19 protein-coding genes and 1 tRNA gene are annotated in these 25,785 nt (G+C 64.1%); 15 read left to right on the forward strand and 5 right to left on the reverse strand.

Annotation, left to right across the window (positions count from 1 at the left end; genetic code table 11):
- Window positions 1-32: 32 nt before the first annotated feature.
- Window positions 33-878 (reverse strand): hypothetical protein, encoded by an 846-nt coding sequence (locus D5S18_RS29665; protein WP_120044396.1) that lies wholly within the window; start codon window positions 876-878, stop codon window positions 33-35.
- Between the two features lie 132 nt (window positions 879-1,010).
- On the opposite strand from D5S18_RS29665, the gene D5S18_RS29670 reads away from it, so the two are divergent.
- From D5S18_RS29670 to D5S18_RS36480, 9 genes are all read left to right on the forward strand, one after another.
- Window positions 1,011-2,315 (forward strand): metallophosphoesterase family protein, encoded by a 1,305-nt coding sequence (locus tag D5S18_RS29670; protein ID WP_120044397.1) that lies wholly within the window; start codon window positions 1,011-1,013, stop codon window positions 2,313-2,315.
- Window positions 2,315-5,467 (forward strand): AAA family ATPase, encoded by a 3,153-nt coding sequence (locus tag D5S18_RS29675; protein ID WP_120044398.1) that lies wholly within the window; start codon window positions 2,315-2,317, stop codon window positions 5,465-5,467. Before D5S18_RS29670 ends, D5S18_RS29675 begins: the two co-directional genes overlap by 1 nt.
- The gene (locus D5S18_RS29680; RefSeq protein ID WP_120044399.1) at window positions 5,467-7,053 is read left to right on the forward strand and encodes a DUF3375 domain-containing protein; all 1,587 of its coding nucleotides are present in this window, start codon (window positions 5,467-5,469) and stop codon (window positions 7,051-7,053) included. Before D5S18_RS29675 ends, D5S18_RS29680 begins: the two co-directional genes overlap by 1 nt.
- Window positions 6,959-7,642: a DUF4194 domain-containing protein gene (locus D5S18_RS29685; protein WP_120044400.1), complete on the forward strand. Its 684-nt coding sequence runs from the start codon at window positions 6,959-6,961 to the stop codon at window positions 7,640-7,642. The genes D5S18_RS29680 and D5S18_RS29685 overlap by 95 nt, the downstream gene beginning before the upstream one ends.
- A complete protein-coding gene (locus tag D5S18_RS29690) occupies window positions 7,642-10,998 on the forward strand; it encodes an ATP-binding protein (RefSeq protein WP_120044401.1) in 3,357 nt (1,118 codons plus the stop codon). The genes D5S18_RS29685 and D5S18_RS29690 overlap by 1 nt, the downstream gene beginning before the upstream one ends.
- Window positions 10,995-12,269, forward strand: coding sequence for a Wadjet anti-phage system protein JetD domain-containing protein (locus D5S18_RS29695; RefSeq protein ID WP_203236970.1), 1,275 nt, complete (start codon window positions 10,995-10,997; stop codon window positions 12,267-12,269). The genes D5S18_RS29690 and D5S18_RS29695 overlap by 4 nt, the downstream gene beginning before the upstream one ends.
- Before the next feature lie 1,100 nt (window positions 12,270-13,369).
- Complete coding sequence (locus D5S18_RS29705) at window positions 13,370-18,295, forward strand: DEAD/DEAH box helicase (protein ID WP_120044402.1); 4,926 nt, start codon at window positions 13,370-13,372, stop codon at window positions 18,293-18,295.
- Window positions 18,296-18,370: 75 nt separating this feature from the next.
- Window positions 18,371-18,559 carry a hypothetical protein gene (locus tag D5S18_RS35480; RefSeq protein ID WP_203236971.1) on the forward strand — a complete coding sequence of 63 codons (189 nt, stop codon included), beginning with the start codon at window positions 18,371-18,373 and terminating at the stop codon, window positions 18,557-18,559.
- 18 nt (window positions 18,560-18,577) lie between these two features.
- On the forward strand, window positions 18,578-19,279 hold the full coding sequence (locus D5S18_RS36480; protein ID WP_203236990.1) for a recombinase zinc ribbon domain-containing protein: 702 nt from the start codon (window positions 18,578-18,580) through the stop codon (window positions 19,277-19,279).
- Here the strand turns inward: D5S18_RS36480 and D5S18_RS29715 are convergent.
- Window positions 19,236-19,312: transfer RNA gene (locus D5S18_RS29715), tRNA-Ile, on the reverse strand. The genes D5S18_RS36480 and D5S18_RS29715 overlap by 44 nt on opposite strands.
- 113 nt (window positions 19,313-19,425) lie before the next feature.
- Here D5S18_RS29715 and D5S18_RS29720 point away from each other — a divergent pair.
- Window positions 19,426-19,854, forward strand: coding sequence for a nitroreductase/quinone reductase family protein (locus D5S18_RS29720; protein WP_120044403.1), 429 nt, complete (start codon window positions 19,426-19,428; stop codon window positions 19,852-19,854).
- A 325-nt stretch (window positions 19,855-20,179) separates the two neighbouring features.
- Here the strand turns inward: D5S18_RS29720 and D5S18_RS29725 are convergent, their stop codons facing one another.
- Window positions 20,180-20,884 (reverse strand): SDR family NAD(P)-dependent oxidoreductase, encoded by a 705-nt coding sequence (locus D5S18_RS29725; RefSeq protein WP_120044404.1) that lies wholly within the window; start codon window positions 20,882-20,884, stop codon window positions 20,180-20,182.
- A 98-nt stretch (window positions 20,885-20,982) separates the two neighbouring features.
- Here D5S18_RS29725 and D5S18_RS29730 point away from each other — a divergent pair, with 98 nt between their 5' ends.
- On the forward strand, window positions 20,983-21,543 hold the full coding sequence (locus D5S18_RS29730) for a TetR/AcrR family transcriptional regulator (protein ID WP_203236972.1): 561 nt from the start codon (window positions 20,983-20,985) through the stop codon (window positions 21,541-21,543).
- Window positions 21,544-21,546: 3 nt separating this feature from the next.
- On the opposite strand, the gene D5S18_RS29735 is transcribed toward D5S18_RS29730, so the two are convergent.
- Window positions 21,547-22,065 (reverse strand): PadR family transcriptional regulator, encoded by a 519-nt coding sequence (locus D5S18_RS29735; protein ID WP_120044538.1) that lies wholly within the window; start codon window positions 22,063-22,065, stop codon window positions 21,547-21,549.
- An 89-nt stretch (window positions 22,066-22,154) separates the two neighbouring features.
- Here D5S18_RS29735 and D5S18_RS29740 point away from each other — a divergent pair, with 89 nt between their 5' ends.
- The 3 genes from D5S18_RS29740 to D5S18_RS29750 all read left to right on the forward strand — a co-directional run bounded on the left by D5S18_RS29740 (window position 22,155) and on the right by D5S18_RS29750 (window position 24,794).
- A complete protein-coding gene (locus D5S18_RS29740; protein WP_120044406.1) occupies window positions 22,155-22,712 on the forward strand; it encodes a DUF3159 domain-containing protein in 558 nt (185 codons plus the stop codon).
- A gap of 16 nt (window positions 22,713-22,728) precedes the next feature.
- Window positions 22,729-24,030 carry a carotenoid oxygenase family protein gene (locus D5S18_RS29745; RefSeq protein ID WP_120044407.1) on the forward strand — a complete coding sequence of 434 codons (1,302 nt, stop codon included), beginning with the start codon at window positions 22,729-22,731 and terminating at the stop codon, window positions 24,028-24,030.
- A gap of 296 nt (window positions 24,031-24,326) precedes the next feature.
- The gene (locus D5S18_RS29750) at window positions 24,327-24,794 is read left to right on the forward strand and encodes an SRPBCC family protein (protein WP_158608026.1); all 468 of its coding nucleotides are present in this window, start codon (window positions 24,327-24,329) and stop codon (window positions 24,792-24,794) included.
- 15 nt (window positions 24,795-24,809) lie between these two features.
- Here the strand turns inward: D5S18_RS29750 and D5S18_RS29755 are convergent, their stop codons facing one another.
- Window positions 24,810-25,091, reverse strand: coding sequence for a hypothetical protein (locus D5S18_RS29755; protein ID WP_120044409.1), 282 nt, complete (start codon window positions 25,089-25,091; stop codon window positions 24,810-24,812).
- A gap of 335 nt (window positions 25,092-25,426) precedes the next feature.
- Between D5S18_RS29755 and D5S18_RS29760 the strand changes: the two genes are divergently transcribed.
- Window positions 25,427-25,720 (forward strand): hypothetical protein, encoded by a 294-nt coding sequence (locus tag D5S18_RS29760; RefSeq protein WP_120044410.1) that lies wholly within the window; start codon window positions 25,427-25,429, stop codon window positions 25,718-25,720.
- The last annotated feature ends 65 nt before the right edge of the window (window positions 25,721-25,785 follow it).

Below are 25,785 nucleotides of genomic sequence, written 5' to 3' on the forward strand. Positions count from 1 at the left end.
AAGGACAGTGGGATGGAACTGGTGCGGACCGGTCAGCTGCCGGTCCGCACCTGGTTGATCTGTCGCATCGAGATGCCGAAGAGTTGCTGTTCTTCGGTGAGTTGTTTGCGGGCGCGCCGCGCGGCTTCGGCGCGAGTGGTCTGGTCAGCGGATTCGTGGATCGCCAGTTCTGCTGCGGCGGCGTCGATCACCCGTTGTGGATCCATACCGATTCCCCCGGCGGTCGACGTCGCCGCGGTCGCGTCGGTGATGGTCGCCGCGAATCGCCACAGTAGGCGAAGCGCTGCCGGGGTGGGGCCGACTCCGCCGGCCAGGTGGACCGCCTCGGCGATATTGATCGTGCTGGTAAGGAAGTCCACTCGCGGCGACAGTGGCCCGAGGATCCGCTGTTCCAGCGACCAGGTGCTGATGGTGATCAGTGCGCGGGCGGGACCGAGCAGGTCGTAGTTCAGTGCCGGGCACAGATAGTAGGGACGCGCGCCGGGCGCAGTCCGGTAGGACCGTTCCTCGTCGCGGCGCAGGCTCGACAATTTCGCCGCAGACAATTCGCCAGGGAAGAACGCCTCGTGCACGGTGACGATCAGTTTCGGGGCTGCCGGGGCCTGCAACAGCATCAGCGCACGGTGCGCATGCTCGCGCGCTGGCAACATCATCGCCTGCGAGACCAGTGACTTCGTTGCTGCGTCTGCGGCCGGATCCTCGGCGCGTGCAGGCGCGGGTTCGGTGGTGTCCAGCAGGGCGTCCCACGCGCGTTCGGCGCGCCGGAGTTGGGCGCGGAGTTCGGTGGCTCGTTCGGCGTCGCCGGAGGTGGACGCGTCGCGGATAGCTCGACGCAGCGCGGCGATGTTTCTCTCCAGCACGTCCAGCGGTTCGCTCATAGCTCCACCATACCAGAGTTCCAGAATTTTCCAGACTTTCTCCCGAGTTTGACGTAGAGTCGTGGGTGCTCGGCTCCATTCGGTTCGCGACGGCGCAACGTTCGTCGTCTGTCATCTCCCGGAGAAATCCCAGTGACCGCACGCATCTTTCACACCTCCGACTGGCATCTGGGCCGCCAGATCGGTCACCGCCGGTACCGTCGCGACGACGAGTTCGACGCGGTGCTCAACGAAATCATCGCCATCGCAGAGGATTTCACGCCTGACCTAATCGTGCACAGCGGCGACTTGTTCGACGGGCCGCGCCCAAACCTCGAGGATCTGCGGCGGGCCGCCGACACCCTGCGCAGCCTGGGGAACATCGCGCCCACCGTCGTCGTCGCCGGCAACCACGACACCCGCGTGGTGCTCGGCTTCCTGCAATACATGCTCACCCTGACCGGCGATTCCAGCCGCGTACGTTTCGCCACCGGTGCCGACGGGCTCGTGGTCGCCGACTATCCCGCCGCCTGCGGCGAGCAGACCATCCGCATCGGCGCGCTCCCCTACCTGCACCCGAACCGGTTCACCTACGAATTTGGTGATCCCGCTGCGACCACCGCATCGTTCGCGCAGCAGATGCGGCACGTACAGGCCGACGTCGCCCGTCGGCTGGCCGTGGGGCGCGGTCCCGGAGACGTCCTGGTCTACGCCGCGCACCTGTTCGTCGAAGGCGCGGTGCCGGCGTATTCGGAACGACAGATCTCGCTGGCCTCGGATTACGCGGTTGCGGCGGCCGGTCTGCCGCTGGTCGACTACGGCGCACTCGGGCACATCCACAAGCCACAACGGATTGACACCATTGGCTTTCCCGCTCACTACGCGGGCTCGCCGCTGCAACTAGACTTCGGCGAGACCAAGGACACCAAGAGTGTGGTCCTGGCCGAGATCGAACCCGGCCGCGATCCCCACATCGAACTGGTTCCGCTCAGTGCCGGCCGGCGGCTGGCGAACCTGACCGGAACCCTGGACTCGATCGCCCAGCGCGCCAACCGGATCGGTGACGCCTGGGTGAAGGTGATCGTTGACACCGACGGCCCAATCACCGACCTGTCACAAACCTTGGCCGCCATGCTGCCCAAAGCGACCATCGTGGACATCCAGGAGCGTCGCGCCGGCGCGACCAGCGAAGTACTGGACCGATCCGCCGCCGCCGAGGTTCCCGGCGTCACCGATCTGCTGCGCGACTACCTGACCGACCGCAAGGTCACCGGACAGCAGCTCGCCCACGTACTGGCCGCACTCGCACAGATCCAAAACGAACCCGACCAAGCCGAACCGGCACCGTGCTGCGAGGAGAACGTACTCAACGCCGCGATCGGCGGGCACGACATCACCGACACCGACCGCGCCGGGCTGCTCCACGCTACCGGCACCGAGGCAAAGGCGGCCTGCTGATGATGCCATTGACATTGTCGGTCACCGGGTTTCGCAGCTACCCGGCTCCGGCCACCATCGACTTCACCGGCAAGGGGCTGACCGCGGTCCTCGGGGACACCGGAGCGGGCAAGAGCAGCATCCTGGAAGCGATCACCTACGCGCTGTTCGGTGTGACCACCTGGGACGCCCGCAGCACCAGCCAACTCATCGCCGACAAATGCGACGCGATGAACGTGGACTTCACGTTCCGGCACGACGGACATCGCTGGCGGGTGTCACGGACCAACTTCCGCAACACGACCCCGGCCCGGCACCACCTCACCAATCTCGACACCGGCGAGGAGATCGACAATGCCCGAGCGGTCGACGCCCGGATCAAATTGATCCTCGGGATGGGATCGGAGACTTTTCTGCGGGTTGGGCTGCTGCCGCAGGGCCAGTTCGATCAACTGCTCGTCGCCTCAGGCAGGGAACGCACGACCCGGCTGCGTGAACTGTTTGGCGCGGACTTGCTGACCCAGGCGCGCGAAACCGCACGAGCCCAACACGACCGGTTGAACGGGTTGATCGGGCAGGCGGAGCTGAAACGCGCGACCATGCCGGACGATCCCGCTCAGGCCGCGCACGACGCAGGTAAGTCGGCCGCGGGGTTCGAAGCGCGCGCCGAACAGCTGTCCGGGGTCATCACCACCATTTCGGTTCTGTGCGAACAGATTTCCGACTGCAGGGAGACCATGCGACGGGTGGGCGACGCGGCCCGCCGGCTTGAGGGTTCCGCCGATGCGAACCCGGTGATGGTTCTGGACGAACTGCAGCCGGTCGCCGATCGCCTCGCCGGCCAGCAGGCCGCGCTCGTCGGCCGCATCTCCGAGGCCACCACAGCCGAACGTGACCTGGTGGAACGGATCGCGGCCCGGGAATCAGCGGAAGACGGGGTCGAGGTTCTCGGCAAGGCGGTCGTTCTGATCGACGGTCTACTCGCCCGGGTCGGAGACCATCGCATCGCCAGCGCTGACGCAGCCGAGCGGAACACCCAACTGGCCGCCGAGAACGATCAGATCGGCGCGGCCACTACCGAACTCGACCAACGCTCAGCGAAAACTACCTCGCTGACCGAATCAGCGGAGGCCGCCGAGTTGAAGGCGGCGGCCGCCCGCGCGCGAGCGAGCGCGGCACGAGCCGCAGTCACTGCGGCGATAGCATCCGCGTCCAGGACTGTTGAGGCCGTTGGCACCTGGCAGGACGCGGTGCGACGGGAAGGAGCGGCGACGCAGGCATTCGAGACGTTGGGTGCCGACGGGGCTACTGTTACTCAGGATGTCGAGACATCCGAGGCCCGCGTAGCGACACTCACCCAGCGCAACCAAGCCGCCGTGCTCTCCGCAAACCTACATCCGGGCGACGATTGCCCGGTCTGTCAGCGTGAACTTCCCGCCGCCTTCGCCCCCGGCGATACCGCGACCGGCACCGAGATCCATGCCGCACTGACAGCGCAGGCCGCAGCCCGAGCGCGGTGGCGCGAGTTCCGCGACAAACTCGCCAAGGCACAAGTGACGGCCACCGCGGCTGTGGACACGGTGAACCGACAGGAGCGGACCCTCGAGCAGGCTCGGGTGGCTACCCGTGAGGCGACCGAAGCTGCCGACCAATCACTCATGGAATTCGCTCCGCTCACGGACACGTTCGACGCTAAAGCCGCAACCGCGGCGCTCGAAGCGGCCATCACCAAGGTGACGGAAACAGTCGGTGATCCGGAAACCCTGATTGCCGACCTTGTCACCTTGATCACTGATGCCGAACGTGAGCTCGACGACCGGGCACGATCCAAGCGCCGGGAAACCGACAGCCATGCCGCTTCCGTCGGCGCCGAAACTCGTGTGTTACAAGACCGACGCGATGCGCTCAAGAAAGCTCGTCGTCAAGCCGCTGCGGGCTCGACACGGCTCGACACGGCATGGACCCGGATCACCAGCGATGTCGCGACGTTGCCGACGTCCATCCGCACCCTGCTCCCGAACGATCTCCACGACCTCGGAGCAACCGAAATCACCGCCGCCGCAGCCGCGATAACCGACCGTTTGGCACAGACCAGAGTGCTCGTCGACTCGCGAGAAAAGGCTCGCCGGCTGCTGGACACACTCCAGGCCGACCAACGTGAGCTCGAGAAGTCCATCCGCGAGCAAGTCGAAACGCCCGTCGGTGAACTGCTGCACCAACTTTGCACGCGGGCCGGCACCGCCGAGCGCATCAGTGACCAGCACCACCTCGGCCACCGGCCGCCGCCGCGACCCGCAGTACCCGACATCGGTGCGGTGCGGGAATTCGCCGTCGATATGGCACAGGTCACCGGCCTGCTGATCCAGGAACTTACCGTGATCCTCACCGGACACCAGCACTCCGTTGACGCCCACACCACCGAACTGCGCGAGCTGGCCGGAACCCTCAATGACATAGACGGATTCGACCCCGCAACTGACCTGACCGAGCCGAACGCGCTGCACCCGCTGGTCGCGGCCAAAGCCACTGCGGTCCGGCAAGCCGAAGAGCGCCGAACCGCTGAAGTGACCGCCAGCGCCCAGGTGAAGCCGGCCGCCGACCTCGACTTCGCGATTGCGGCCGGGAAGACCCGGGCGGCCGCCGTCGATGTGCTTCGGCGTGAACTCGTCGACGCCAAATTTCTGCGGCACCTGGCACTCAGCAACACTCGCTCCCTGCTCGGCATCGCCAGCGACCTATTCGGCAAAATGACCGGCGACCGGTTCGGTTTCGCCGAAGACTTCGAAATCGTCACCCGAGCCACCGGCGTCAAACATCCCGCCGGGCGGCTCTCCGGCGGAGAGAAATTCCTCGCCTCCCTCGCTCTGGCGCTGGCGCTTGCCGATCTACACTCCCGCAGCGGCCCCCGCCTAGGATCCCTATTCCTCGACGAGGGATTCGCCACCCTGGACACGGACGCCCTCGAAGCCGCACTGGACGTCCTGCGTACCCAAGCCGGCAGCGACCGCATGGTCATCGTCATCAGCCACCTGCTCGCCGTCGCCGAAGCCGTCGACGACGTCCTGTGGGTACAACGCGAACCCACCGGATCCACAGCACACTGGCTCACCGCCGCCGAACGCGACCAACTGGTAAACACCGATGTAGCCAGCGGATTGCAGGCGCTGAAGTAATGGCATTCAGGGATATCGAAGGCGCATACCAAGGAGCGCTTCGGGCGTTCAAGACACCGATGCTCGACCTGCTCCACCAGACCTACGCTCCGTTCGTCGTCACCATGTTGGCAAGCATGTTCACTGCCGACCGGCCCACGGTGACGGTCGCCGACGCACAAGCCGAGATCGGTGACGCGTTGAACCAGCTGCGGTCATCCGGATATGGTGAAGACGGGCAGCTACCGCTGCCTACCGGTAACGCCCGCGAGCTGTGCCGATATTGGGTGAATGCCGGCTGGCTCATCTGCCAAGCGCTGGAAGACAACACGGAGGTGTACCGGCTGTCCGCCCACGGCGTGGGCGCATTGGAGGTCGCCGGCCGGGTGGCGGGATCACGGACCCGGGTGTCGGAGTCGAGGGTCCGCACTCTGCTCGACGCGGTGGAGCGGCTGGCACAGAACTCCGACCCGAATCTGGCCGATTACGTCGCCCGCCTCGAAACCGAGATCGCCCAACGCCAGCAGGAGCTGCGGCGGATGGAAGCCGGCGGCGATATCGAGGCGGCCGACGATGATCAACTGGTCGAAGAAGCCGAGAACGTACTGCATCTGGCCCGAGAGCTACCCGCGGACTTCGCTCGGGTCGCGGAGTCGATCAAAGCCATACAGCGAGAGGTCGTCACTGACCTCCGCCAGGATATCCGGCCGACGGGCGAAGTCTTGCGCGAATACCTCGAACGCGGGCAGCAGATCATGGACGCGACCCCTGAAGGGCGGGCGTTCGCCGGCGCCTTGCGGCTGATCGGAGACCCCGAGCAGATCGACGAGCTGTCCAGCCGCCTGCGCACGGTGAGTCGGCACCGGTTCACCATCCAGATGAGCGAACCACAGCGACGTGAGTTCACCGAAATCGCCCGCCGAATCGAACGGGGCGTCAAGGAGGTACTGACCGCGCAACGGCAAGCGTCACACGTGATCACGACCCAGGTGCGGAACCACGACCCGATGCGCGACCGGCAAGTCGACGAGCTGCTGCGCGACGTGGTGGTCGGACTCCACCGGGAAATGCGTGACCTGCGCCGCGGCGAGGCGATCCAACCGCTGCGTCGGCTGCCGACTCTGAACATCGACCACCTACGTCAGACAGTCACCGATCCCCGGCCCGCAGTGCCACCGCCGCCACTGGCCGAGTGGGACTACGACACGACGCAGACGACCGACACCCGCGTCTGGGGCGGACCGAATTACCTTGCGCTGGCGGCCTACCTGGCCGAGTATCCGGCGAACGAACACGGTTTCACCGCCGTCGCCGATGCATTCGGCGACGCCCCCGAAGATATCCGCCGCCCGGTGGATCTCCTTGGCCTGCTCGAACTCTCACACCGTGCGGGCATGACCGAGACCGAGGAAGTCGTCACCGTCGAGGCGATCAGACCCGACGGCACCCGCCGACAGTTCGCCTTCGGCGGCGTCCTGTCGACCCCAAAGCGCGAGAAAACGGAAGATAGAGATGGACGAAGAACGTCAACTAAATCAGGTCGAGGACTTGGGCTTCATCAACCCGGTATCGATGGAGGAGGACCCGGACGAATTGTTCCCGGGTGACGCCGGAACCCTGCCACCCGAAGTGCGGCGGACATTGGTGCGGCTGCTGCAGCGACGAGTTCTGTTCGCAGACAAAAACTCTGCCCAGTGGCGCACGCTCCTTGAGAACCAGCAACTCATCGAGTCTCGGCTGCACGACCTGTTCGTCCGGCTCGTCGTCGACCACGATCGCGGTATCGCCTACAAGTATCAGGTTCGCTCGGAGGAGCTCGACGTACCGATTCTACTGAAGGAGGACCCCTACAACCGGGCCGAGACCCTGGTAATGGTGCACCTGCGCACCGTTTTTCAGCGGGAACGGACCGTCGGGGAAACCACCGCACGAGTCGACGTCGAAGAACTCGAGCAGACGGTGCTCACCTACTTCAACCCCGAGGACCCGAACATCGCCAAGGCACAGCAAGAGATCCGCACCGCGACAGCCCGCCTGGTGAAAGAAGGGCTGATCGAGGAGGAGACCGCCGGACGGTACCGAATCACCCCGCTGGTGGAAGTCGTGATGAGCACAGAGAAATTGGGGGAGCTGAGCCAGTGGCTGCGCAGCCGCGCAGATGGCGCAGGCGGCGCCGAATCGGTGGGGGCTGAATAATGACCATGATCGACACGCTCTTCGGGCTGATCCCTCAAGCGTCGCGCGGTGAGCAATGGGTCGCTCGCGACCTCCAACTGATCAACTGGGGTGGATACGACGGTCACCACCGCGTGCGTCTCTCTCCTGGCGCGACTCTGCTCTGCGGCGAATCCGGCTCCGGCAAGTCCACGCTGATGGACTCCTACATCGCATTGATCATGCCGCACACCATGCCGTTCAACGGTGCCTCCAACGGCGGCATCGTCGGCCGCCCACGCGGTAAGGACCAGCGAAACATCGTCTCCTACGCGCGCGGCAAGATCGACGAATCCCGAACCGCCGGCGAGACAAAAGCCCGAGTCCTGCGCGGCGACGGCCGGGACACCTGGTCGGCGATCGCGATGACGTGGGTAGATCAGACCGGTAAGACCTTCACCGCGGTCCGTGCATGGTACGTGCCGTCAGCCGCCCGCTCGGTCGACGATCTCGTCCAGCTGCGAGCGACCTGCGACAACACCTTCGATCTCCGCATGCTGGAACAAGCCTCGAAGAATCGGCTCGCGGACCAGGCGGTCAAGGCACTTGGGCTAAGACCACACAACACCGACAAGGAGTACGTCGCGCGGCTACATACCGCCCTCGGGATTGGCGCCGCCGGCGACGGTAACAAGGCCGTGGCGCTACTCGGGCGAATCCAGGCCGGACAGCAGATCACCACCGTCGACGCGCTGTACAAGACGATGGTCCTCGAAGAGCCGTCAACACTCGCCACCGCCGACGAGGTGGTCAAACAGTTCGACGAACTATCGAACACACGAATCCAGATGCAGACGGCGCAGCAGCAGGTCAACGCCCTGTCACCGATACGCGGACACCGTCGGGCGATTTGCGACGCGAACGAACAGATCCAGATGATCGACGATATTGGTACGTTCAACGCCCCGTCCTCTACGGCGGGACTGTGGTGTCTCGGCAAGCGAGTCGAGCTGCTCGAAGCAGTCCGTGCAGACCTCGAGACCCGTCGCAACAGCGCAAAGTCCGAATTCGAATCGGCATCGGTCGTGGCCGAGGCGGCTGTGGCCGAGCGAGACGCCGTCAAGGAAACTCTGCGGGTGTCCGGCGGCGACAGGTTGGCCAATGCACTCCGAGAGCACGAAGCCGCCGAACGGCGGCTCGGCCCAATACGGCAGGCGCGCTCGCGACTCGACAACCATCTCAAGGTCCTCGGCAGAACGGCAGCAGACAAGGACGAGTTCGCCGCTTTGGTCGAGCAGGCCCGCAGCATGCTCGCGGATGAGAAGGCGCGTGAGTCTGCCCGCGACGAGTTCGCGGATGCCAGGTCGCACGTAAAGGACCTCGAGAAGCGGCTGACAGCCATGGGCGCGGAACGTAAAACGGCGCTGGCTCACCGGAACAACATTCCCAACGATCTACAGCAAGCACGGGCGGAGCTTGCGGAGGCCGCTGGCCTCACGCTGGAACAGATGCCGTTCGTCGCCGAGTTGATCGAGGTACGTACCGAATTCGAGCCATGGCGCGAAGCGTTCAACCTGGCGCTAGGCGGCTTCGCGACCAGGATTCTGATCGACACCGCCCACCTGGACAACTTCCGAGCGAAGATCAACTCGGTGCGCACCGCGCGCCGCATCCAATTCGAAGGCGTGCCCACCGGACTGCGCGATCAGATCAGCCTGAACGACCGCGAGCTCCCTGGACGGCTGGAGTACCGGAACTCGCCCTTCACCGCATGGCTGAAAAATGAACTCGCCCAACGGTTCCGCTACGTGTGCGTCGAGTCGCCCCGCGCGCTGGGGCATCATTCGATGGCACTGACGATCTCCGGCCAAACCTCGGACGGCCGTCGAGGCGCACATGGCGGGCAAGGTCGACGCAACGTTCTCGGCTTCACCAATAATCGACTGCTCAAGCTGCTCGACGAACAGATTAATGCCCTCGAGGAAGAAACTGCCGGGGCCGCAAAGCGGCTCGAACATGCCGACGCCGCCCTGAAGTCCTTCGAAAACCACCGCTTGGCCTACTCCGTGGTCGCCGAACTGGCTTGGGGGCAAGTCGATGTCGACTCCGTCATCGCGGAACGAGACCGGTGGGCGGGGATCATCGACGACGTCCAGTCCGGAAATCCCGAGATCAGCCGACTCCAGGACCTAGCGAAAAAACTCGACGCGAAGGTGAAAGACCTCGGTGGTGCCAGGGCGCGGGCCGAGGTGAAGGCACAAGACACGCAAAACGCTTTTTCCCTTCGTGATACCGAGACCGAGGACACCCTGCAAGCCCTCAACGACGCCGTCGAATCCGGGCAGGACGTATCCGAGCAGCACCGTGACTACTTGACCGAGTTGTTCTCCACGAATGACGGAGGTGACGCGCCGCCGGAAAAGGCCCTCGACTGGTTCGATATGGCCATCAGCCAGGTAGCGAAGCTGATCACCGCGCAACGGCAGACCGCCGAAGCCGCGATCTCCGGTGCTCGGCGCTCGTTGGCCATCGCGTTCTCCAGCTTCGTCGAGCGCTGGCCGAACCCGAACCTCGGCACCGACCCGGACGCATCCTACGGCGACTTCGAGCGCGTACTCGACGAGCTGGAAGCCAGCCAGCTGCACGAGCTGCAAGAACAGTGGCGCGACAGCCTGCTCAAACTGTCCGGCAATGACCTCACCAGCCTCGACAGTGAGCTCAACGCGGCGATCCGCGAGATCAAAGATCGGATCGAGCCGATCAACCAGATCCTCGCCGGCCTCGCGTTCTCCGACGACGACCACCGACTCCGCATCGACGTTCGAGACAGCCACACAGCTGTGCGCGCGGGATTCCGCAATGAGCTGCGCGCGGTTCGCCAGACGATCGATCAGGCAGCCGGCGACACTGAACGCGAGCAGGCCTACTTGCGGATGAGCAAGGTGATCAACCGGATTAGGCGTAATGCACCCGACTTCGGCGACCTGGTCGACGTCCGCAACCACATTCGCATCAGTGCGGAGAAGCTCAACGCGGCCGACGAGCATGTCGCCCTCTACGACCACATCGGGGAGAAATCGGGTGGCGAGTCTCAGGAACTCGTCGCGTTCATAGTGGGGTCTGCCCTGCGATACCAGCTGGGCGACGGCAACGCGGAACGGCCAAGGTACGCACCGGTGTTCCTCGACGAAGCACTCATCAAGGCCGACGCCCGCTACACCGGCCGCGCGATCCAAGCCTGGCGGGGCCTCGGGTTCCAGCTGATCGTCGGCGCCCCCAACGACAAGAACAGCGCTATCGAACCGCACGTCGACGCCCAATACCTGATCCTCAAGACCGCACAGAGCAGATCTTGGGCCAAACCCATCGTCGGCGTGCCCGAGGGAGAAGGCCAGTGACCAGCCGACTTCTCATGCCGAACGAGGCCGTTGTAGTCATCCAGCGAAGGATCGAACAGAGGTGGGCCGAGGCGGTGTGCGCAGAGCGCGGCATCGGCGCACACGTCAGCTTCCAAGTTCAGCTGCGCCCGGGCATATACACGGGTAAGGCGGTCGAACAGCTGGGATTCGGTCGGTGGCACGAATGGCGCACGGCGTGGCGAACATTCGACCAACAGATCGTCGCTGGCGTACCCGGCGCCAGCATCATCGGCAAACCGATGCCGGTCCGCGGCTTGACCGATGAGGTCCCCGCAACCCTGGTCGCCGAGACTCTGGGCGCCGCCGTAGAGCTTGTGAGCCGCGCGGAGGGTCCGACCTCGACAGTCGACGCCGTGCGCGCCCATTCGCTCTCGGCATCGCTCCACGACGCCGGGGGAATCCTCACAGCAGCCACGTTGAAGGCAGCGTGTCGTCTTGGTGACTCCGATGCCGCAGCGCTGGTCGCGGCGGTGTCCTGGCTGGCCGGGCACCCCGACCTCAGCGGCTGGACCGCGCGGCAGCTCCCGATCCCGGGAATACATTCGAAGTGGCTCGAAACCCACAGCTCGGTGCTGCAGATGGTGTCGGGGCGTGACGTGCGGGCCGAGGTCCGACCTCGACTCGCTGTCGTTCACCTGACCTACGTGGACCCTGAGTACCTCGCCACAGACCGGCGTCGACACGACGCGTGGACCACCGGCGATGGCGACGTTCTCGCGTACACGCCCCGAATTGTTCTCATCGTCGAGAATCGCGATTCCCGACTGTGGTTCCCGCCGGTGCCGGGCACCATCGTTGTCGAAGGCAATGGGAAAGCGGCCGCCGGCCTGCTATCGGAAATCCCCTGGATACGCGATGCCGAGCACGTCGTCTACTGGGGCGACATCGACGCCGACGGCTACGGCATCCTCGATCGGCTCCGCGCTGCAATGGCCACACCCACCGCCCACGGCGGTCCTGCCAAGATCGTCCCCTCCATCCTGATGGATATCACCGACCTTCAGCGCTACGCCCAACACGGCGTGAACTACGACAAGTCCGGCAGATCGATCAAGCCGTGCGCAACGAAATTCGCTCACCTGACACGATCCGAAGCATCTGCGTACGACTTCGTGGCTACAGCAGGAGCCGCGCCGTTTCGGAGAATCGAACAGGAGGTTATGTCATTACCGGAGGCAGCCGCCAGGCTGGACGACATCACGCACAACACCATTGCGGGCCTTGCCAATTCACCAAGGACAGGATGCTGACGGCTTGCGATCTTGGCGGGCCACCGGTCACCTACTGTGTTCCGATTCGGGTCTATACGCATGGGCAGTAGCGCTCTGGCCGGTCTGGTTTGGGCCGTATGGGCTTGGAACCCCTATCCGCCGAACCAAACCCTCCGATCAACGCGACCCGCAGGAGTTCGGCGCCCGCGTGCGGGACCGTCGCAACGAGATCCGACTGAGGCGGGAGTCCGTTGCTGTCCGCTGCGGCATTCACTGGGCTGAGCTCGGCGAGGTAGAACGTGGGCAGCGCAGCCTCCGCTGGAGACCATCGTCAAGATCGCCGACGGCCCGGACTAACCTCGGCCAATCATGGCAATTGCCGGTGTGACCGGCATCGCAAACCGGGACCCGAACTACCACGATCCCCACGTCCAACTACCACCCCGCTGGGATGCGTTCGGCAAGTGGAAGATCACCAACATCCGGTCTGCCTCAGGAGCTAGCGAGTTCCCGCCGAATGCGTGCCCCGGTACCACCAGCAGTTCCCCACCTACATCAAGGACCCCGAGTTCAACAGGCTCAACGCTCCACAGAACATGACAGTGCCGCATCAGCCTGTAGCACAACAGTTTCCCGAGTGGATCGGACCGTCGAACTCGTGAAACCTGGGCCGGATCAGGCAGGACGGGCTCCATTCTCCGTCAACCAAGCTTTCGGTTAAGGCGTCTCACTCGCTGTGGCTTCGAGCGGGCCCGGCCCGGTCCCGGCCACTCGCCGCAGTGAGTGTGAACCGTCACGGGTTTGGGGCCGCCCATCAATGGACGAGTAGCGGCAGATCGCCGCCACTCTGGGCTGGCACGCAATCGTGACCGACGTCCCTACCCAGCACGCTTATCAACTTCGGGGGCGAGAACGGATAGCCGATCGGCCCACGTCGAGCGGAAGCGCTGCGGGGAATCGCGGAATATTAACTGGCTCAAGGCCGTTCACGGATCACATCTCGATCGGATACGAGGATCCGGATGGAGCGGTCTGCTGTGAGTCGCGATGTCGCCCGGAGGTCGTGACCGGTACTGTCGTGGGTCACAGCATTGGACTTGGGCGCTACGAGCGCCGGACTGGGTGAGAGGTAGTCGGGCATGGCATCGGTGCATGAGGTCATCGAGGTGCTTCGGCAGATTCCGAACAACGCGGAACGCGGAATCAAGTTCGAAGAGCTGATGGTCCGGTACTTCCAGCATGATCCTCTGCTCACCCAGCAGTACGACCAGGTATGGCGATGGAAAGACTGGCCGGGACGCGACGGCAAGCCCGACACCGGTATCGATCTGGTGGCCAGGGAGCGAGACTCCGATGAGTGCACCGCGATCCAGTGCAAGTTCTATGACCCGGCCCACCAGTTGGCCAAGGAAGATATCGACTCGTTCTTCACTGCCTCGGGCAAGAAGCCCTTCACCAACCGGCTGATCATTTCCACGACAGATCGTTGGAGCAAGCACGCCGAGGATGCGCTCGACGGTCAGCTGATCCCGGTGGAACGGCTCAGCCTGGCCGATATCGCCGATTCACCGATCGACTGGGACATTGCGTGGCCTGGGGGCGAGGTGCTGTTCTCCCTCGCCCCGGCCACTCGCAACGAGCCACGCCCGCATCAAATCACTGCGATCGAGAAGGTGTTCGAGGGGTTCGGCACCGGTCATGACCGCGGCAAGCTGATCATGGCCTGCGGTACTGGCAAGACCTTCACCGCGCTGCAGATCGCGGAACGCACGGTGCACGAAAACGGCGGTGCAGCAAGGGTTTTGTTCTGTGTCCCGTCGATTTCGTTGCTTTCACAGACTCTTCGCGAGTGGACTGCGCAAACGCGACTGGACCTACGGGCATTCGCCGTCTGCTCGGATACGAAGGTTTCCCGAGCTGCCGAGGATTTCCGGGTCCACGATGTCGCGATCCCCGTCACTACCGACGCGACGAAACTCGCTCAGGAGATGGCGCACCGCAGACGCGCCAAAGGGCTGACTGTCGTGTTCACCACGTACCAGTCGCTGCCGGTGGTGGCCGAGGCGCAACATGGTCACGGTGTGGATGCCTTTGATCTGGTGATCTGCGATGAAGCGCACCGCACCACTGGCGTCACGGCGGCGGGCGCGGATGAATCGAACTTTGTCCGGGTACACGACGCCGACTATCTGAAGTCCACGCGCCGCCTGTACATGACCGCCACACCGCGCATCTACGACGAACGCGCGAAGGATCAGGCTGACGAGCACGGCGCGGAGCTCGCCTCGATGGACGACGAGTCCGTTTTCGGTCCGGAGTTCCATCGCCTGTCCTTCGGCGAGGCCGTCGACCGGAACCTGCTCACCGACTACAAGGTGCTGGTCTTGACCGTCGACGAGGAACTCATCGCCTCCCCGATGCAGCAGCAGCTGGCTGGCGAGCACAGCGAACTGCAACTCGACGACGCGTCCAAGATCGTCGGTTGTTGGAACGGGCTTGCCAAACGTGCCGGTCAAACTCCGGACGGCGGTCTCGGTTTCGCGGTCGGGGAACCTCCTATGCGGCGGGCGGTCGCCTTCGCCGCCGATATCGCCGACTCCAAGGGAGTCGCCAGGGTCTTTCCGGCAGTGGTCGACGCCTACCGAGATCTGCTTGAGAACAACGATGCCGCAGACCGCACCAATATCGACCTACACTGCGAGGTAGAACACGTCGACGGGACCTTCAATGCCCTGGAACGCAACCGGAAACTGTCCTGGCTGAAGGCGCCTATCCCCGAAGGCGAATGCCGCATCCTCACCAATGCCCGCTGCCTGTCCGAAGGCGTGGACGTCCCGGCACTAGACGCGGTGATGTTCCTTCATCCCCGCAACAGCGTGGTCGACGTCGTGCAGTCCGTAGGCCGCGTCATGCGTCGCTCGGAGGGTAAGGATTACGGTTACATTATCCTTCCCGTGGCTGTTCCCTCGGGAATCAGCCCTGCACAAGCACTTTCTGACAACCGCCGCTTCCGGGTCGTCTGGCAGGTCCTCAATGCCCTGCGCGCCCATGACGACCGCTTCAACGCGATGGTCAACTCCATCAATCTCAATACCGGCGACCCCGGCACCGGCAGGGGCACCGACCGGCTTCTCGGTGCCCACATCGGCCCCACCACCGATACCGACGAACGCATCGATACCGGTAACCCCGCCACCGACACCACCAACACCCCTGCTGCCGATGCCCAGACCGGCACCGCGATCGCTCAGCAGATGGCGCTGTTCTCCCTTTCCGACTGGCAAGAAGCCATTTTCGCACGCATCGTCGACAAGGTCGGCACCCGCGTCTACTGGGAGGAGTGGGCCGCCGATGTCGCCGATATCGCGGCCACTCTGATCATCCGGATCAACAGCGTTCTCAAAGACGCGGAACCGGCAGTCACTGATGCCTTCGACGCATTTCTACAGGGCCTGCGTGACAACCTCAATGACTCCATAACGCGCGACGACGCAATCAGCATGCTCGCGCAGCACCTGATCACCAAGCCCGTCTTCGACGCCCTGTTCGCCGACCACGATTTCGCCTCCCACAACCCGGTTTCCCGCGTCATGCAGTCCATGGTCGACACCCTCGGCGGCGCAGGCTTGGAAGCCGAGACCGCCCAACTGCAAGGCTTCTACGACTCGGTGCGGATGCGTGCCGCCGAAATCACCACGGCCGAGGGCAAACAGCAGATCATCGCAGAGCTCTACGAAAAGTTCTTCCGCATCGGCTTCAAGAAACAAGCCGATGCCCTCGGCATCGTCTACACCCCGTGGCAAGTCATCGACTTCATCCTCACCGCCGCCGATATCGCCCTGAGGGACGCCTTTGGCCGCGGCCTCACCCACGACAACGTCCACATCCTGGACCCGTTCACCGGCACCGGAACCTTTATCACCCGCCTACTGCAATCCGGGCTCATCCTCCCGAGCGACCTGGCCCGCAAGTACGCGAGCGAACTGCACGCCAACGAACTCATGCTGCTCGCCTACTACATCGCGGCCGTCAATATCGAAACCACCTACCACGCCCTCACGGGGAAGACCGAGGATACCGACGCCTACGAGCCGTTCCCCGGCATCGTCCTGGCCGACACCTTCCAAATCAGCGAACACGGCGACAGCCTCGATGCACTCATGTTCCCGCAGAACAACGCGCGCATCACCCGTCAGCTTGAGACACACATCAACGTCATCCTCTGCAACCCTCCATACTCGGTCGGCCAGACCAGCGCCAACGACCTCAACGCCAACATCAAATACCCCACCCTCGACAGTCGCATCGAAAACACCTACGCCAAATACTCGACGGCCACCAACAAGAACAGCCTCTACGACTCCTACCTGCGCGCCTTCCGATGGGCCAGCGACCGTATCGGCGACACCGGTATCGTGGCATTCGTCTCCAATGGTGGCTGGATCGACGGCAACACCGCCGATGGTATCCGCCACTCCCTCGCCGCCGAATACTCCCGCATCTACGTCTACAACCTGCGCGGGAACCAACGAACCGCAGGAGAACTCTCCCGTAAGGAGGGCGGCAAAATCTTCGGCTCAGGCAGCCGCAACACCGTCGCCATCTTCATCGGCATCAAGGACCCAGCGCACAGCGGCCCTTGCGACATCCGATACCGCGACATCGGCGACTACCTGACCCGCGACGACAAGCTTCAGATCCTCGCGGACACACCTCTCAATGAGATCGACTGGCAGACAATCACTCCCAACCAACACAACGACTGGACCAACCAGCGTGACGAGGAGTACCTGAGCTGGCCCGCAATAGGTGAGAAGCCCTCAAGACAGGGGCAGGCCACTGTGTTCTCCACGTTCTCGGCAGGCTTGCAGACGAACCGTGACGCGTGGGTTTACAATTACTCCAGTGCCAATCTCTCGGCGAATACGCACCGGATGATCGAAAACTACAACGCCCAGCGCGCCTCATTCGCTGACTTCTGCCGCGCCGCTGGCATCACCAAGCCGAACGAAGCGACCGTTGCCGATTTTCTCGCCGCGAATCCCGACGTAGCACAAGCCGACTACATCAAATGGTCACGGAGTCTCCGAACCCACTTGGCTCGTGGAACTAGAATCGCATTTCATCCCGAGGGTCTCATCGCAGGCCATTACCGGCCATTCAACGCCCAGCACGCATATTTTGACCGGCACCTAAACCACGAGCGATCACAGCTCCCATTAATGTTCCCGACCCCGCACCACAAGAACATCGGCTTCATGGTGATGGCACCTCGCGAAGGAACTGAATTCGCGGCTCTCGCGACCGACCTCATACCTGACCTGTCGTTCTTTACATATACTGTCCAGTTCTTCCCTCGCTGGACCTACCGTAAGGCCGAATCCGCTGAGGGTGAACTGAATTTCGATTCCATCGATGCCGGCGACATCGATGAATATGGCTACTACAAGATCGACAACATCACGGATGAAATCCTCTTTCTCTACCGCGCGGCAGTCGGAGATCGGGTCAGCAAGGACGATATCTTCTACTACGTATACGGCCTCCTGCACGACCCCGTCTACCGCAAAACCTACGCGGCGGACCTTAAGAAGATGCTTCCGCGTATCCCCACCCCGACATCGCTGGAACGTTTCGAGACACTCGTTGCGGCTGGCCGGGGACTAGCAGATCTGCATGTGAACTACGAGACCATCGAACCGTATCCCCTTGACGTCCAATTCAAGGCGGGGACTGATACGAACGACCGCGAGACCTGGCGGGTCCAGAAGCTGAAGTGGAAGTCGAAGACTGACCGCACCACAATCGTCTACAACCCAAAGGTTACGATCGCCGGCATCCCCGAGAATGCCCAGGGTTACATGCTCGGCTCCCGCAGCGCGCTCGATTGGATTATCGACCGCTATCAGGTGAAGGACGACAAGGCATCGGGAATCGTCAACGATCCCAACGACTGGAGCGACGAGCACTCCGGCCCCACCTACATCGTCGAGCTCATCAAGCGAATCACCACCGTCAGCTCGGAGACGCTGAAGATCATCGACCAGATGAGCGAATCCAGGTAGATTCCGTTCGGCCGGACCATTGAGGCGTGGGAACAAAGCAAGCGGGGAGACTGCGTGTACTTGAATCGTGTTGTCGTGCACGGTTTTCGAGCGGGTGCCGAGGATGATCTCACCTGCGAACTGCCTGGACGGATTTCCGTTCTGGTCGGCATGAACAACGCGGGCAAGACGATGGTGGCCGACGCGTTGTATCTGGCTCACCCGGACAGCTTCCCCCAGCTTCCCAGGCCGTCGGACTATCTGCTCACCGGCCGCCTGCGCTGAACCAGCTGTGGCCACGCGATGGTCGGTACCCGTGCCACCGGCCGCAATCGCTCGTACCGCTACTACACCTGCTTCGCCCGCAATCGCTACGACAAGCACAAGTGCGACTTCACCCGGCTGGACGCCGACGCGGTCGACAAGGCCGTCCTCGAGGCGCTCGCCGATTTCTACCGCACCCGTCACGACTTGATCGGCGAAGCGGTCACCGCCGCACGACACCGACACCGCGCCGCCGGCAACGACACACGCACCGAACTGGCCGCGGTCACCGCCGAACTGACCAAAGTCCAGCAAGCGACCGACCGCTACCTAACGGCCTTCGAAACTGGTGCCCTCGACCCGGAACTGCTCGCCAACCGATTGGTCGAACTACGGGCCAAGACAACACAACTCGTCACCCGACGCGATCAACTCGCCGCCGATCTGACGAACGTGCCTTCCGTCCCCGAACCGCGCGTTCTGGACGAAGTCGCCGACTACATCGGCGACATCATCATCGGCGGCGACCACACACAGACGAAAGCATTGATCGAGACCTTGGTCGCCCAGGTCAAGATCCTCGGCCCCGATCGACTCGTCCCGACATTCCGCATACCGCAACCCGAAAACGACAATGGGGCCGATACCGCAGATGCGACATCGGCCCCATCAGGGTCGGTTCGTGCAATGACCCGTTTGGTGGGGCGGGCGGGGCTCGAACCCGCGACCAATGGATTATGAGTCCACGGCTCTAACCGACTGAGCTACCGCCCCGTGCTGCGGGGACGCAGCTTGCGTGGATGGTACCGGGTAGGGGGTGGTTGGTGCCAGTTGCGGGTGGGGAGGGATTAGGGTTGGGCGGTCAGGACGTACTGGGAGGTTGGTGTATGGCCGGCTTGTTGGGGAATGTGTTGAAGGGGCACCAGTGGGTGTATGAGCACACCGATGGGGTGCTCGGGCATCGGCTGCTGTTCGGGAATCCGACGCTGCTGTTGCGGACGGTGGGGCGCAAGACGGGGCAGACGCGGACCAATGCGCTCACCTATGGGCGGGATGGGGATGCGTATTTGGTGACGGCCTCGAATGGGGGGTCGCCGCGGCCGCCGGGGTGGTTGGCGAATGTGAAGGCGCGGCCGGAGTGTGAGATTCAGGTTGGGCGGCAACGGATTCCGGTGGTGGCTACGGCGACGTATCCGTCGGATCCGGACTATGCGCGGCGATTCGCCCTCGTGGACAAGGTGAATCAAGGGCGGTACACCGCGTATCAGAAGATGACGAAGCGGCCGATCGCGGTGGTGGTGCTGCGGTCTGTGTGAGGGTCAACGGTCGTCGTCGCGGGGTGGGCGGCTCGCCAAATGGACTATGACCGCGACGATGACGAGAATGACGATGACCACGATCACGGTAATCACGCACGCACCCTAACGCTGACCGGGGCGATACGGAGGGCGATGTCGACGGGAGGCGGCGGTGCTCGACTTGACGGCGCGGCGGCGCGCGGAGTTGGTGGTGAGCCCAGCGGCGGAAAGACCGGCGACGCACCGTTCGTCACCGCCCTCGAGCACAACTGGACGCTGACTTCCCGAGACTCCCACCATGTCTCATGGTGGGACCTCGCCGACATCGCCCAAGCGTGGACGCTCAGGAGAAGACGTTGAACACTTCCTCCGCGCGGTCGCGTTCGCGGTAGAGCCGCCATGCGATCTCGGCGACGGCATCCGGGTCGAGCGTATGTCCGGTTGTGTCGCCGTAGGTTTCGGGATGCGCGGTGACGTGCTGGTGGATATCGCCCCGCTCGATCAGACCGCCAATGGTGAGAGTGCCTATGTAGATGCCGTTTTCGGCGACTCCCGCATGCAGGGTCAGCGCATAGTTGCGCAGCGCGGCGGAGGAGACGGCGAGCGCGCCCAGTTGCGGCATGGGCAGCACGGAACTCAACCCGCCGGCGAAAAATAGTGCTCCGCTGCCCTTTTCGAGCATCGAGGGCAGCACCGCCTGTGCGGTCTCCACGGCGGGGTACATCCAACTCATCGCGCCCCGAACGGATTCGGCGCCGGTTTCGGCAATCGGCCCCAGATGCGCGTTCTGCCCCATATTGGCGGGTCCGTAGTAGACGACATCCGCCGGGCCGATATCGGTCAGCGCCGCGCGGAGCGCTTCGGTATCGCGCACGTCCGCGGTCAGGGCGCGTGCCTCGATTCCAGCGGAGGCGAGGGTGGACAGATAGCCGGGGTGACGGTCGGCGGTGCGCGAGATGAGTGCGACCGCGAACCCTTCGCGCCCGAATCGGTGCGCGATCGACATCCCGAGTCCGGGACCGACCCCGATGACAACGGCGGTAGGCATGGCATGACCCTTTCGGAGGATTAAGTCGAGGCAAACCTCGACTTAATCGACATTAGCATTGATCTCGAGGGATGCCTCGACTTTGTAGAATGGGCCGCATGACCAAACCCCTGCGCGCGGACGCGGCCCGCAATCGCGACAAGCTGCTGACGGCCGCCACCGCCGTCTTCGGCGAGCGGGGGCTCGACGCGCCGCTGGAGCACATCGCTCGCCGCGCGGAGGTCAGCATCGGCACGCTCTACGCTCACTTCCCCACGCGGGAGGCGTTTTTCGACGCGATCTTCCCGCAACGCCTTGCGGCGCTGGACCGTATCGCCGAAGCGGCGCTGGCCGAGCCGGACGCCTGGTCGGGCTTCGTCCACTTCCTGGAGGGCCTGTACGCCCTGCAGGCGCAGGATCGCGGCCTCAATGACGCACTGGCCCAGCGCTATCCGGAGGCCAAGGGGGTGGCCGAGGCGTGTGGACGCGGCATTGTCAACGCCGAGCGCATCATGGAGCGGGCGAAGCGATCGGGCCGGTTGCGTGCGGACTACGGACTGGCGGATCTGGCCGCACTGACCTCGGCCATCTCCCAGATCATCCGCGATTCGAGCGGGGATGAGCCGGGAGCGTGGCAACGCTTCCTGGCTTTGTATCTCGGTGGGCTACGTACGCAATAGACGTCAGCGGCCATCAAGTTCGGCCTGCGCCCAGCGCGCCCACTCCTCGTTCATTGCCCAGAACCGCTTACCCCAATCCATGGCAATGCGGCCGAAGGTGGAGAAATCATCTTCGTCCCAGTCGATCCGGGCATCGATCTCGTCCAGTTCGCGTCGTCCTCTCGCGGCTGCCTGTTCGATTCCACTGAGGTAGTCCCGAGCCTGCTCGGGGTCGACCACGCCGAGGAAGAACACCCGCAGCAGCATCTCATTGCGGGTGGGGGTCTTGAATTTCGTGGTGGTGAGCCATTCGCGCAGTTGGGTGCGACCCGCCTCGGTGAGCGAGTACTCCTTGCGTCCGCGCGGACCCTCGTCGGTGACCGCGATCAGCTCGGCCTCGGCGAGTTTGGCGAGTTCGCCATACAGCTGACTCTGCGTGGCGGGCCAGACGTTGCCGAGGGAGATTTTGAACTTGTTCAGCAGGTCGTAGCCGCTGCCCGGCCCATCGGCGAGCAGGCCGAGGACGGCGTACCGGAGACTCATGCCGATCATCTTACATTCCAGTATTGACATGTCGAGACAGGAGGTTCTATCTTCGACATGTCAAAACAGGAATATCGAGGGATTTCGTCATGTCATACCTGCGCACGTTTGCCCCCTGGGTCGTCTACGCTCTTGTCCCCGACCGGTTTTGGCAGTGGGGCGCGTTGGCCGCGCTGGTGCTGTCCCTGGTGGAGATCGCGCGGCGGACCAGAGCGGGTCATCGGCTCGACGCGCTGATCCTCGACGCGGGCACCGCCCTGTTCTTCGTAGCGCTCACCGTCCTTGCCTTCGCTGTCCCCAACAGCCCGCTGCACGCCTACGGCGCCGCTGCGTCGAACGGCGTGTTGGCGCTGATCGCGGGCGTCTCGATAGCCGTGCGTGTGCCGTTCACCCTCGGCATCGCCAAACAGACGACCCCGCGCGAGATTTGGGACCATCCGATCTTCCTTCGGATGAACTACCTGATCACCGCGGTGTGGACGGCGAGCTTCGCGCTCGGTGCGCTCGCCCTGGTCCTACTCGCGCATTCCGGTGCGGCGCTGCGGATTCCGACCCAGGTCGCCGCCTTCGCGATTCCCATGATCTTCACCATCCGCTATGTCGCCCACATGCAGGCAAAAGGCCGCGCTGCGGGCCACGCCTTGTAGAAAGAGGTTCCCACTCATGACCGCGCCCCATCTCGCAGGCAATTTCGCGCCGGTGCCCGATGAGTTGACGGAAATGGATCTCCCCGTGACGGGCGCGATCCCGCCGGAGCTGTCCGGCTGGTACCTGCGCAACGGCCCGAACCCGGCGGCCGCCGCCTCCGCCCACTGGTTCCTCGGCGACGGCATGGTGCACGGCGTGCGCGTGGAAGGCGGCCGGGCCACCTCCTATCGCAACCGGTGGGTCCGCACCAGCACCTTCACCGACGGCATCCGCAATCGCCGCTCCGACGGCACCCGCGACCTCACCGCCGGTCTGGCCAACACCCACGTCATCCGGCACGCGGGCCGCACCCTCGCCCTGGTCGAATCGTCCTATCCCTACGAATTGACCCGCGAGCTCGACACTGTCGGCCCCTACGACTTCGACGGCGAACTGCGCACCGCCATGACCGCGCATCCCAAGACCTGCCCGGTCACCGGTGAACTGCACTTCTTCGGAATGGACGCGCGCGAGCCCTATTTGGTGTACCACCGGGCGGATGCTGCCGGAAACCTGGTGTTGAGCCGGGAAATCGAGGTGCCGGGGCCGACCATGCACCACGACTTCAACCTCACCGCCGAACATGTTGTCTTCATGGATCTCCCGGTGGTCTTCGACAGGCAGACCGAGGGTATGCCCTTCCACTGGAGCGAAACCTATCCGGCGCGTTTGGGCGTGCTGCGGCGCGAGGATCCTCAAGGTGCGGTGCGCTGGTTCGATATCGACCCGTGCTACGTCTTCCACGTCCTCAACGGACACGACGAACCGGGACGCATCGTCCTGTATGTCTCGCGCTACGACCGGCTTTGGGCGTCGAGTTCGCACGATGTGGATGCGGCCACCCTGTGGCGGTGGACCATCGATCTCGTATCGGGCACGGTCACCGAGACACAATTGGATGACCGCGCAACGGAATTCCCGCGCCTGGACGACCGCCTCGTCGGCGTTGCCGCCCGCTTCGGCCACGCCACCGATGTCGGCAATCCGATCGGACGCACGACCGGCGGCGCGCTCGTGCGCTACGACCTGAGCGCCGGGGCCACCGTCGCCCACGAATTCGGACCGGGACGCACTCCTGGCGAGGCCGCATTCGCCGCCGCCGACGCGCGGCCCGGCGGCGCGGGCTATCTGATGACCTACGTGTACGACGCCGCCACCGACCGCAGCGATCTGGTCATCGTCGATGCGGACGACCTCACCGTGCCCGCCGTGGCCACCATCCACCTACCCCGCCGCGTCCCCTTCGGCTTCCACGGGAGCTGGTTGCCCGATGCCTGATCTACCGCGACTCACGACACCGCAGCCGCCCCCGATAGGGATCGCGAGGTGTGAAATGTCCGCGGCGCTCGCCCTGGCGGGCGCCGGGTAGTCGCCACGCGTCCGAGCCTGCGGGATCCTCGGGGGAGATGTGGGGCCGTTCGAGCTCCGGGTCCTCGTTCCACCCTGGTGTCTGCATGAATGCCAGGGTAGGAGCGGGATATAGGAGGGAGCTGAGATCGACGATTCCCAATTCGTCGAGCGGGCCGGGCAATAGAGCAATAGGCTCTAGCCAGTTTGTCTGGAAGGGTTGTCGGATGGGGCATGTGGAGGTCGGCGCTACGGCGCGGGCGGCGATCGAGGCCGCGTTCGAATACGTGGACGACTATCGCCACGTGCCGGACTGGATGTTCGGCGTCAAACACTTCACTCCGCTGGGCGCGCAGACCAGCGGGGTGGGCGCGAGATTCGATACCGCGTTGAATCTGGGGCCGACCACCCTGCACCTGCAGGGCGAGGTGGTGGAGTGGGCGCGCGACGCGGTGGTGACACTGCGGGTGCGCAAGGGTATTGAGGGCACGCTGCGCTTCACCTTCCAGCCGCTGGACGCCGAAGCCACCAGGATCGACGCCGTGGTCGACTACAAGGTGCCCGGCGGCCTGGCCGGACTCGCGCTCGATCGCGTACTGCGGGCCTTCATCGGCCCGGCCGTCCGACACACCGAACGGAATCTGCGCGAACGGATCGAATTCGACTATGCGGCAAGAAAGGACTGCGGCTCCTAGGGTTCGACACCGGCCCTAGGTGCCGATGACGGCGCTCATGATGGTGCCCGCGCTGGTGGCGACCACGCCGCCGATCATGGCGCCCGCCACCATCTTCGGGGATTCCAGACCGCCGCCGGACCACTTCTCCCATGCGAAGCGGCCGCCCGCGTAGACGATGCCGCAGATACCGGACAGCAAAACGAACCAGGTGAGGTAGCGGACCAGTTGGAGGATCTTGTCGGACACCGGGGGCGCCTGCGGAGTCGGGTTACCGATCTGCGCCAGCAGGGTGTCGTATGCGGCGGCGAGGATCATCGTGAGCTGCTCATTCCGGATTCGGGACAGGGACGGGTTCGCTGACCGAATGGTATCGGCCCGCGGGCAGTGGTGCAGACGCCTTGGTACGCAACACCAGAGCCTACCGGCCCTTGCCCGAGTTGCCGTGTTTGCTGGATGATGGATTCGCTCGACGGACGACGCGGTCCGAGCGATGGGTTGGCGCAACGGATTCCGGCACATTCGCACGGGTGGAGGGGGTGGCGACGTACCCTTGCCCGTATCCTCGACAACGATCGAATTCAGCGGCAGCCGAACATGTTTGGGTACCCTGCGGTTCGATCCACTGGCCGGACAGGAATAGGGAGCAGACGGTGAGCATCATCTTGACGTCGTTGGGGGAGACTTTCACGACGCTGGCGCAGATCGGTAACCCCACTCCGCAGGCGCCGCCGCTGGCGGACAAGATCACGCAATTGGTGCGCTACCTGACTTGGTTCGCCATCCTGTCGGGCAGTGTCAGCATTGTCTACGCCGGCGGGCGTTTCGCCTGGGAGAAGTGGAGCGGTGGCGGTTTGCAGTCGCCGAAGATGGTCGCGGGCGCGATGGCGGGCGGTGTCGTCGCCACCAGCGCGGGCACCATCATGAACGCCATAATCGGCACTTAGCGCCGCGAGCGAGGTGGCGGCCTCAAAAATAAACGGGTTTTACTAAACGGTGTTCACGCGCCGTC

Source organism: Nocardia panacis (genome assembly GCF_003598715.1).
Classification (GTDB): domain Bacteria; phylum Actinomycetota; class Actinomycetes; order Mycobacteriales; family Mycobacteriaceae; genus Nocardia; species Nocardia panacis.

What these genes read in the sequence shown, in the direction of transcription:
- D5S18_RS29665 (WP_120044396.1), bottom strand. Translation starts at nt 878, where the DNA reads ATGAGCGAACCGCTGGACGTGCTGGAGAGAAACATCGCCGCGCTGCGT.
- D5S18_RS29675 (WP_120044398.1), top strand. Translation starts at nt 2,315, where the DNA reads ATGATGCCATTGACATTGTCGGTCACCGGGTTTCGCAGCTACCCGGCT.
- D5S18_RS29685 (WP_120044400.1), top strand. Translation starts at nt 6,959, where the DNA reads ATGGACGAAGAACGTCAACTAAATCAGGTCGAGGACTTGGGCTTCATC.
- D5S18_RS29740 (WP_120044406.1), top strand. Translation starts at nt 22,155, where the DNA reads ATGTCATACCTGCGCACGTTTGCCCCCTGGGTCGTCTACGCTCTTGTC.
- D5S18_RS29680 (WP_120044399.1), top strand. Translation starts at nt 5,467, where the DNA reads ATGGCATTCAGGGATATCGAAGGCGCATACCAAGGAGCGCTTCGGGCG.
- D5S18_RS29750 (WP_158608026.1), top strand. Translation starts at nt 24,327, where the DNA reads ATGGGGCATGTGGAGGTCGGCGCTACGGCGCGGGCGGCGATCGAGGCC.
- D5S18_RS36480 (WP_203236990.1), top strand. Translation starts at nt 18,578, where the DNA reads ATGGTCGGTACCCGTGCCACCGGCCGCAATCGCTCGTACCGCTACTAC.
- D5S18_RS29755 (WP_120044409.1), bottom strand. Translation starts at nt 25,091, where the DNA reads ATGATCCTCGCCGCCGCATACGACACCCTGCTGGCGCAGATCGGTAAC.
- D5S18_RS29745 (WP_120044407.1), top strand. Translation starts at nt 22,729, where the DNA reads ATGACCGCGCCCCATCTCGCAGGCAATTTCGCGCCGGTGCCCGATGAG.
- D5S18_RS29705 (WP_120044402.1), top strand. Translation starts at nt 13,370, where the DNA reads ATGGCATCGGTGCATGAGGTCATCGAGGTGCTTCGGCAGATTCCGAAC.
- D5S18_RS29725 (WP_120044404.1), bottom strand. Translation starts at nt 20,884, where the DNA reads ATGCCTACCGCCGTTGTCATCGGGGTCGGTCCCGGACTCGGGATGTCG.
- D5S18_RS29730 (WP_203236972.1), top strand. Translation starts at nt 20,983, where the DNA reads ATGACCAAACCCCTGCGCGCGGACGCGGCCCGCAATCGCGACAAGCTG.
- D5S18_RS29720 (WP_120044403.1), top strand. Translation starts at nt 19,426, where the DNA reads ATGGCCGGCTTGTTGGGGAATGTGTTGAAGGGGCACCAGTGGGTGTAT.
- D5S18_RS29735 (WP_120044538.1), bottom strand. Translation starts at nt 22,065, where the DNA reads ATGAGTCTCCGGTACGCCGTCCTCGGCCTGCTCGCCGATGGGCCGGGC.
- D5S18_RS29690 (WP_120044401.1), top strand. Translation starts at nt 7,642, where the DNA reads ATGACCATGATCGACACGCTCTTCGGGCTGATCCCTCAAGCGTCGCGC.